Source organism: Dysgonomonas termitidis (genome assembly GCF_042654545.1).
GTDB classification, from domain to species: domain Bacteria; phylum Bacteroidota; class Bacteroidia; order Bacteroidales; family Dysgonomonadaceae; genus Dysgonomonas; species Dysgonomonas termitidis.
On record NZ_JBHSGN010000150.1, the window covers coordinates 1 to 6,174 of the forward strand.

At 40.8% G+C, this 6,174-nt stretch carries 5 protein-coding genes; 4 read left to right on the forward strand and 1 reads right to left on the reverse strand.

The window, feature by feature from the left end:
• The 4 genes from ACFO6W_RS23525 to ACFO6W_RS23540 all read left to right on the forward strand — a co-directional run.
• On the forward strand, positions 1 to 2,463 hold a 2,463-nt coding region (locus ACFO6W_RS23525), incomplete at its 5' end, for an RHS repeat-associated core domain-containing protein (protein WP_380001113.1).
• The gene (locus tag ACFO6W_RS23530) at positions 2,453 to 2,902 is read left to right on the forward strand and encodes a hypothetical protein (protein WP_380001114.1); all 450 of its coding nucleotides are present in this window, start codon (positions 2,453 to 2,455) and stop codon (positions 2,900 to 2,902) included. The genes ACFO6W_RS23525 and ACFO6W_RS23530, both read left to right, overlap by 11 nt.
• A gap of 101 nt (positions 2,903 to 3,003) precedes the next feature.
• Positions 3,004 to 3,579 carry a hypothetical protein gene (locus ACFO6W_RS23535; protein ID WP_380001116.1) on the forward strand — a complete coding sequence of 192 codons (576 nt, stop codon included), beginning with the start codon at positions 3,004 to 3,006 and terminating at the stop codon, positions 3,577 to 3,579.
• Positions 3,580 to 4,264: 685 nt separating this feature from the next.
• Positions 4,265 to 4,660 carry a DUF5856 family protein gene (locus tag ACFO6W_RS23540; protein WP_380001118.1) on the forward strand — a complete coding sequence of 132 codons (396 nt, stop codon included), beginning with the start codon at positions 4,265 to 4,267 and terminating at the stop codon, positions 4,658 to 4,660.
• A 118-nt stretch (positions 4,661 to 4,778) separates the two neighbouring features.
• On the opposite strand, the gene ACFO6W_RS23545 is transcribed toward ACFO6W_RS23540, so the two are convergent.
• The gene (locus tag ACFO6W_RS23545; RefSeq protein ID WP_380001120.1) at positions 4,779 to 6,089 is read right to left on the reverse strand and encodes a hypothetical protein; all 1,311 of its coding nucleotides are present in this window, start codon (positions 6,087 to 6,089) and stop codon (positions 4,779 to 4,781) included.
• Positions 6,090 to 6,174 lie beyond the last annotated feature (85 nt).

Consider the following 6,174-nt stretch of genomic DNA (forward strand, 5'->3'; position numbering starts at 1 on the left):
TGCAAGGATACCATCCCGGTAAGCAACAAGGTGGTCAAAGGCGTATATGCAAGTACAGGTAGCTACAAAAGGTATAATATACAGGTCGATGGCGTCAACAAGACCTTTACCAATAGCCCGTCTATCCTGTCCGTTAATTTCTATGACAACTACGATTTCCGGGGAATGGATGAAATACCGGCAAGCGGAACGGAGTATAACCCCGAAACAGGCTACGGTACATGGTACGGGACGGATTATACCGATACCAACAAGTATAAGAACAAAGGAATGCTGACAGGCGCATTAACGGCACAGATAAAATCCGATGGAACGATATCCTCTTACCTGTATTCGGTGATGTACTACGACAATAAAAAACAATTGGTACAGACCAAAGGTAATAACCAGCTTGCCGGAGGAATTGAAAAAGAATACATTGCCTATAACTTCACGGGGCAGCCGACCCAAAGGAAACATGTACATCAGGTTACAGGCAAAAACACACAAACCGAAGTCTATGCCTACACTTATGACCATGCAGGCAGGCTGCTGACAACCACACATCAGCTAACAGACGGGACAACGGTAAAACCGCAGGTAACACTGGCGGAAAACTCTTATGATGATTTGGGTAGGTTGAAGACAAATAAGAAAGGAGGGGTGGCAGGTACGCTGGCTACCTATACTTATAATGTGCGTTCGTGGACGAAATCAATCGCAGGCAGCCTGTTTACCGAAAACCTGTACTATAATGAATCCTATGGAGGGAACGTACCGAGATTCAATGGTAATATTACGGCTATGAACTGGACAATCCAGGGGGAAACTGTACCGAGAGGCTATGCCTTTGCCTATGATAACCTGTCGAGGCTGACGGGGGCCAACTACCTGCTGAACGGTTCGGCGTCCGCCACCAATGACTACAAGGTAGAGAATATCATTTATGATAAGCACGGGAATATAAAAAACCTGAGACGTTACGGGAAAACTTCTTCGGGAGCTACCTATGCCCTTGTGGATAACCTGACGATGACCTATTCGGGTAATCAACTGATACATGCAGCCGATGCCATTACAAATCCGGCTTATTCCGAATCTGCGGATTTCAAAGATAAGGTTTCCACCACCGGCACAATAGAATATACTTACACAGCCAATGGGGCGATGAATAAAGATCTGAATAAGGGAATAAGCGATATTCAATATAATTCGTTAAATTTACCGCAGGTAATGATAATAAACAGCCCGACGGCCAAAGCTAAAAATTATTATACCTACTCGGCTTCAGGCGTGAAGCTGAGGACGGAACAGCGATACGATCCGAATTATACTGTAACGCCGTCTAATGCGACCAATCCGACAAATGATGGATTGGCTGACTATAAGAATACCGATTATGTAGGTAATATCGTCTATGAAACGGTAAAAAGCGGTTCTACCATTACTAACAGGAGCAGGATATTGGTTGACGGCGGTTATTATGAAGGAGGTGTATATTACTACTATGTGACCGACCATTTAGGGAATAACCGTCTGGTAGTCAACCAGAGTGGAACAGTTACGCAGAAAAACCATTATTACCCGTTCGGTACTGCTTTTGCGGATAAGTATGATAACGGGACGAACCAGCCGTACAAGTATAATGGCAAGGAATTGGACGGGATGCACCAGTTGAACCTGTATGATTATAGTGCGAGGTATTATGAGAGTGCATTGGGAAGGTTTACTAGTGTCGATCCGCATGCCGAAAACTATTATAGCTGGTCACCGTATGCTTATGTGGGAAATAATCCTATTAATGCAGTAGATCCTAATGGGAAAGATAGTTACCTATTAATTTGGTTTTCAGCGGATGGAGAAACAGGTCATGCAGGTATTGCTATTGATAACTATAAACGTCAAGAAATTAGAGACAATAAAGGAAATGTAGTTAAAGATGATAAAGGGAATGTACAATACGAGATGGTAAAAGATGGAACAATGACTTATTATGATTTGTGGCCCAATAATCCTGTAGGAAAAACAGAACTTCAAAAAAATGTAGCCTCAGATTACTCTAAGGGGGTAAAAATTAACAGTTTATCTGATCTGAAAAGTAAGGATCCAACGGGCACGAGAAGTGGAAGTGTAAGTGCAGAAGGCAGGGCTGCAGATGGAATAGTTCAGGTTAAGACATCGTATGAACAAGACTCAAAGGTATTGGATTATGCTTCTAATACATCAACTTCTGGGAAGAAATATAATGCATGTGATTTTAACTGCTCAACTTATGCAGAAAATGCACTAAAACAGGCATTTCCTTCACTAAGTGCGAGTCAAGATATAAAAGTTCCTTTCGCATTGAGAATACTATATAAAGACTCTAAGACTGTAGCGCCCAATAATTTATATAATGCTACAATGAAATTGCCAGGAGCTACAAATATAAAAGGACCTAAATCAGTAGTAGCAAAACCTTATTTAGAATATTATGGAAAATAATTCAATTATATATAAACTGATCTTATTTATTGCAATAATGATGTCCGTATTTAGTTGTAATAAAACGCAGGAACATAAAGAGTCTCCTTTTATAATAGTTGTTAAATTACTATCAGCAGAACAAAAATTAGATTATAATGAAGCACAAAAATATATTGATGTGGATAAAGTTTATTCGAAATATTTAGGTTCTAAAGATCCAGAAAAAGAATGGAAAGAATTATTGCAATTCAATTACAATTTGGGTAAGGACCCAAAATTCTCTAACTCTATTGATTTTTATAAATATGACATAACGGAAAATATAACAAAAGAAGATGCTACAGTCGTCTTAACTGAAAAGGACATAGAAGCGCCCATAAAGAAAATAATTTATAAATTAGATTTTTTACAAAATCAATGGATTGTAACATCTATTGATTATATAAAAAACGAATAATATAAGTATAGATAACTCTTCACCGGCTGGTTATCAGTAGGTTTCCTACTGTTGACCCATTGGCGGAGAAGTATTATGGTTGGAGTCCATATGCATATGTGATGAATAATCCATTAAAGTATATTGACCCAAGGGGTGATACAGTAAGGGTATACACAGAAACTGAGGATTGGGGGCATTCATGGATGAGTGTAGGAGAAGGAGATGATATGGTTGTATATTCGTTTGGACCAGGCGCTACTAAAAAAGGACAGTCGGATAAAGGTAGGATTGAAGGAATTGCAGATGGTTTTCTTACCGTAATGGGTGGAGATGAAGCTAAAGACTATAATTCGAGAAAAGCTAAAGTCCAAGGCGGTGTTCAAACTGTTGTTATTTCTGATATATCTGATGCAGATGTAATAGATGTTGTGAATAAATTTATTGAAAATAATACTACGCTTGAAAGTAAGTCTGAATATGGAGATAAAACAACCTACAAAACAAATAGTATGTATAAAGCACCCACTAATAATTGTACAACATTTGTTTCTGATATGTTGAATTCTGCGGGTTCAGAAATATTGAGTACATCTAAATCCATAACAAATCGTAGTGTTGGAGAAGTTAATACAATTAAGGTGAAACAAACATTTGTATTACCATCTACTTTGCAAAGTTGGTTGAAAAAGAAATAGATTATGAGAAAAGTGATTGTTTTTTATATTTGTGCTTCAATAATAATGTTATTTTTTATCTTGTATGAAATAATGTCGTGTTATGTTCAATTAAAATATAACTTTGACCCAGTTAATTTAGATAGAAATCCTATTGAAAATGTATATAAAGTAGAAAAAAATATAGAAATAAGTCGATTGTATTTTTGGGGAATTTATATAATTTTTAATATTATATTTAGTTGTATTATTTTTAGGAAGATAAAAAATAAACAATGATGTTCAATTAATAATCCGCTATAAAAATAATCCTGCCGATGATGACCGGCAGGATTATTTATCTATAACATATACAATTTGTTCAGTGGAGCAAAAAAGATACAGGATGAAAACTATTGAAAATTCTGTTATGTTTACATACGCTTCGCTCCTGTGACCGTTGGTTGTTACCTTTTAACTCTATATAATTCAAGTTGCTATTTAGAACCTTGATAAACCAAGTCTGTGTTTTTTGTTATTATTTTTGTTTATTTTGAATTGACGGATGATAACAAATTATGCGATTAAAATATTTATTTTATTTTGCCGAATAATTATTGTAAAAAGATGATATACAACAGCAATATTTTATCAGGCAATATCCCGTAAAAAAAATATTAAAATCATTATATTTACAGGTATAATTATTAACCAATTTTTCAAAATTATGTACAATACATCATCAAAAGCTGTATCTGCCCATGTTGCGGTTGCGGCATTTATCGGAAAAGTCTTTTCATTTAACAGCAGCCTGAAACTGCATCACTGGCATATTACAGGCCCGGGCAGCTATTCCGCCCACATAGCATTGGATCAGGCTATCGAAGACCTGCTGGATGTAACCGACCGGCTGGTGGAAACATCGTATGCTACAGTAGGGGATCTGGATATCGTAATTCCTGAAACAAAGAATCCGTCGGATATCGTAAAGCATGCAGAAGAATTCGTCAAATACACGGAATCCCAGAGGGAACTGTTTACGGAAGCTTTCACCCAGGCTATTATCGATGACTATCAGGAAGCAATCCGGCAATTATTGTACCGCCTGAAACGCCTTCAGTAACAGGTCGTAATCTTATATTCAAACACCGGTATTTTTTCGCAATACCGGTGTTTGCCGTTTATTTATACTCAAAGAAGGAGTTAATCAGCATGATTCCATGCCGGTACTTTTTAGCGGATCATTTTGAAACCTCGCACATCAATACCCCTTTTCCCGTCACATCCGCTTTGGCAATGGTAACGGCTTTTCCCGTATAGGTCTTGGCGACCGCCGTACCCACCGCGTTCCAGAGTTTCCATGTATAGGTATATTCCGTGCCTGCCGCGTCCAACTCTTCGCCGCTCCGGTACAATACCGCTTTGGCGTCCACATCGTTGGCGTCGTTCTTAATCACAAATCCCTTCTGGCTAACGATATCCACCATAACAGGGTCGGACATATCCGAGAAGGAGATAATATCACATACGATCTTATTGGCGGAAGCATTTCCCGTTGAAGTATCCGTGTCCTTAATCGCGCATTTGAAGGTTTCAAAGTTCAGGACGGCGTCGGCAGTGATGGTAATCTCATCGCTTGTCCATCCGGCTGTTACCCCGCGCGGGTTGGAGGACGTAAGGCAAGCCCAGCTTGCACCAAGCATGGCATTGTAATACGGGTTTTTGACCGTTGCCCCGGATGCGGCTTCGGCCGTCAACGCGGAAGTCAGTGTGACCACTTTGGTAGATGTATTGACCGCCGAGATCGTATGTGTAACCGTACCGATAACGATCTTCCCCCCGGCCTCCATATTGGCGACCGAAGCGACGGTTACGGAAACAGCCCCGGTCACTGCTGCTGCCGACAGGGTTGTATTGGCAAAGACGGAAGAATCCTTGATACCCCAGCAATAGGTTACATTAGTCGTATCTATCGCCGCTCCGCGCCACAGGTCGCAGTGGGCCTTTAACGAAGCGACCTCGCCGTTACGGAAAATGACCCCGTCCGGGGCATAAGCGATAGCGCAGATCGTGGCTCCCGCCGACTGGTGCTGGGTGAATTGTATCTCCGAGCGAAAAGCAATCTCCAGGCTGTTCGCATCGATATACACCGCTTCGAAGGTATACCGTACCTGTGGCGATGCTATGCTCATATGGTTCGTATTGACAGTCAGAGCATATTTGGAAGCTGCCGTGGCAACCGTACAGCCATCCTGGCCGGAAACGACAGCCACCCCGTTTTTGTACCATATGGCCGAGCCGGTCTTAATGCCAGGTGTCAGCGCAGCAGCGTTCCCGACCGAAGTAACCTGGTCGGCATCTCCCTTACCGCTGACGAACAGGGCAGGCGTCAGTACCAGGTAAGGGGACGCCGTCCATGCCGGGGCATAGGCGTTGGTATCTTTCGTATAAATCTGTGTCAGCGGCTGGTTGGAGCCGATAAATGCCTGGAGGCTGACCGCGTCGTTCTGGTCGATAATGGTGACCTGTCCCCGCGCTACTTTTTGTGCCATGATCCTTGTTTTTTATATTGTTGATAATATTACTTCGCAGTCGAATACCGCTTTGCGGTAAACATCCTCTCCGGTTATCTCCAGT

Excerpts from the sequence above, each read along its gene's own strand:
- ACFO6W_RS23540 (WP_380001118.1), top strand. The coding sequence starts at position 4,265 with ATGTACAATACATCATCAAAAGCTGTATCTGCCCATGTTGCGGTTGCG.
- ACFO6W_RS23535 (WP_380001116.1), top strand. The coding sequence starts at position 3,004 with ATGAATAATCCATTAAAGTATATTGACCCAAGGGGTGATACAGTAAGG.
- ACFO6W_RS23530 (WP_380001114.1), top strand. The coding sequence starts at position 2,453 with ATGGAAAATAATTCAATTATATATAAACTGATCTTATTTATTGCAATA.
- ACFO6W_RS23545 (WP_380001120.1), bottom strand. The coding sequence starts at position 6,089 with ATGGCACAAAAAGTAGCGCGGGGACAGGTCACCATTATCGACCAGAAC.